Annotated in this window: 2 protein-coding genes; both read right to left on the bottom strand. The window is 72.1% G+C overall.

What is annotated here, in order from left to right:
- Window positions 1-265 precede the first annotated feature (265 nt).
- A complete protein-coding gene (locus AAHM41_RS39765) occupies window positions 266-2,248 on the bottom strand; it encodes a hydantoinase/oxoprolinase family protein (protein WP_342242175.1) in 1,983 nt (660 codons plus the stop codon).
- A 109-nt stretch (window positions 2,249-2,357) separates the two neighbouring features.
- Entirely contained in the window at window positions 2,358-2,771 is a 414-nt protein-coding gene (locus AAHM41_RS39760; RefSeq protein ID WP_342242174.1) for a hypothetical protein, read from the bottom strand.
- Between the last annotated feature and the right edge of the window lie 142 nt (window positions 2,772-2,913).

Genomic DNA, 2,913 nt, shown 5'->3' with positions numbered 1-2,913 from the left:
GGCTAGCCTCTCCCACTTGCGGAGCTTTTTCAGGGTTCGATCCTTGAGCCGGCTATGCTTTTCACTCTCCCCCTCCCCCGCGGGAGGGGGTAGGGGGAGGGGGTGTCGATGACGGGAGCCGGCGTGGAACCAGCCAGGATGTCCGCAGGACCGTGGTGACGCTCAAGTTCAATTCCATCGGCGCCAAAACCCCTCCCCCTACCCCCTCCCGCAAGGGGAGGGGGAGGATAGAAGGCCAAATTTCGGCTCAGGCTGATCCGCCGCCTCACCCCATCCGCGGCCGGCCGGCGGCGGTGGCGGTGACGGTGCTTTCGACGAACAGGTCGAGGCCGCCGGCCATCGATACCACCCGGTCGGCGCGGGTGACGGTGACCGCCACCTCCTGACCGCCGGCCTCGCGGGCCAGGGCCTCGGCCCGGCCGCGCGCCTCGGCCTCGGCATGGGCGGCGGCTTCCTCCAGGCTGCCGAAGGTGCGGATGCCGGCCGGGGCGTGGACGCGGAAGCGGCCTTCCTCCGGCGCGGTGATGGTGACGATGGCCCGCTGCAGCACGCCGCTGGCCACCGCGCCGATGGCGTTGGTGACGCCGGCATGCTCCGGCACCACGCTCTCGGTGCCGAGGCGCCGGGCGATCTCCGGATAGTAGGTCGCGGCCGAGGCGCCGATGCCGACCAGCGGCAGGCCGAGGGCGAGGGTGGGGCGCAGCAGGTCGGAGGCCGCGGGGTCGCCCGCCACAGCGCGGCGGGGCAGCAGGCCGCGGGCCTCGCGGGCCGGGTCGGCGACGCCGTCGCGCGCCAGCGCCGCCTCGACCAGGGCGAGCGCGCTGTCGGCGGTCAGCCGCTCCAGCACCGAGCGGGCGAAGGCTTCGGCATCGACCGGCGGGGTCCAGCCCGGCTCGGCCGGGCGCCGGGCCCACAGCGCCGCGCCCAGCAGCGCCGCGTCGCGCGACCAGCCGCCATGCAGCCCCAGCACATGGGCGGCGTCGGTCGGGGTGAAGCCGGACAGGATCACCAGCCCGCGCGCCACCAGCCGCTCCAGCGGCCGGTCGAGCAGGTGGCTGCTCAGCACCGTCTCCAGCGGCTGCGGCCCGTCGGCCAGCGCGTCCCAGATCCGCCGCTCCGGCGGCGACAGGGTGTCGGTGTCGAGCGCGCGCAGCCGCAGGGCGAAGCGGCCGTCCAGGCTGATGCCCTCGGCCCGATCGGCCTGGCGGCGCAGCGCCGCCAGCATCTCCGGATGCTGGTGCGCCAGCAGGCTCAGCGGCACCGACCGGCGCGGCCCGACGGCCAGGCCGATTCCCGGCTCGATCCGCACCTCGCTGTCGCCGCCGAGGCCGAAGGTGCGGATCTCCACCGCCTCGACCATGGTGCGCCAGCCGCCGACCTGGGCGCCCTCGCGATTCACGAGGGGGCGGCCGTCCTTGAGGATGGCGATGTCGGTGGTGGTGCCGCCGATATCCGAGACGAAGCAGTCCTCGCGGCCGGTCAGCCAGCGGGCGCCGACGACGCTGGCGGCGGGGCCGGACAGCACGGTCTCGACCGGCCGGGCCAAGGCGAAGCGGTCGGCGATCAGCGACCCGTCGCCCTTCACCACCATCAGCGGCGCTTTGATGCCGCGGGCGTCCAGCCGGCCGCGCACCGCCCGGATCAGCGACGCGGTCAGCGGGATCAGCCGGGCGTTGAGCAGGGCGGTCAGGGCCCGCCGCGGCGCGTCGAGGCCGGAGGTCAGCTCGTGGCCGCAGGTCACCGGCTTGCCGGTCAGGTCGTCCACCAGGTCGCGCACCGCCTGCTCATGCGCCGGGTTGCGCACCGCGAAATAGCCGGCCACGGCGAAGGCGGTGACGGCAGGGGCGTGGCGCAGGACGGCGGCGCGGACCGCATCGAGGTCGAGCGGCGCCTGCTCCTCGCCCGAGGGCCGGTGCCCGCCGGCCACGGCCACCACCGGGTCGCCGCCGATCGCCTCGCGCAGGCCGGCGCGGTCCAGCGCCGCCTCGGGATAGCCGATCAGGATCAGGCAGGCCGGGTTGCCCTGGCCCTCGACCACGGCGTTGGTGGCGAGGGTGGTGGACAGGCCGACGAAGGCGATCTCGGCCGGGTGCTGCTCCAGCACCGCGTCGATCGCGGCGCCGATGCCCAGAGCCAGGTCGTGCTTGGTGGTCAGCCGCTTGGCGGCGGCGACGACGCCGCGGCCGGGGTCGAACAGCACCGCATCGGTGAAGGTGCCGCCGGTGTCGATGCCGAGAGAGAGGGACAAGATGTACCGCGCCAAGAGTGTCGTCTCGGATTAGGACAAGGCCACTCGCGCGGCAAAGCTTTTCGGCATGCGACGGGGACAGGTCCAGCAGCGGCCGGCGCCGGGCCGGCTACCAGGCGTTCCCGGTCACCAGGAACTCCGCCTCATCGAGATCGGCGTCGAAATCCACAAGGTCGTAGTCGGCATCGTCCCATTCGTCGGGCTCGAAGTTGGCGCCTGGCATCTCGACCAGCAGCGAGAGCACCTGTCCGGCAGCCTCAATCCGGTCGTACTCGTCGCCGGACGGCGGATTCTGGCTGGCCTGCAGGCACCACAGAATCTGGTCCAGCACCCACCGCTCCTGCGCCGGCGGAATGTCATTCTCGCACCAGCTTTCGCGAACCCTGCGGAGGACCCGCAGGATCCGGGCGGCGTTCTGGCGGAGGGAATGGATCTCCTCCTGGCGGCCGACCAGCGATGTCTGGATGGCCCCAGGTGCCGTCGACGGGGAAATTCCGGAGCTGTCGAATTGCGTGAAGGGCATGGTGGTCCCCCTCTGATCCTATGCGACTCGTATACTTTGACTATATACCTACAAAATACAGCATTTTATCTAATTTGCAATGATCCATTTGGGTAGGATCTGCTGGCCGGTTTGGGGATTGCAGTCCCGGGGGAGGGCGGGG

It is taken from the genome of Inquilinus sp. OTU3971, assembly GCF_038440215.1.
This window is presented reverse-complemented; position numbering and strand designations above follow the sequence as displayed.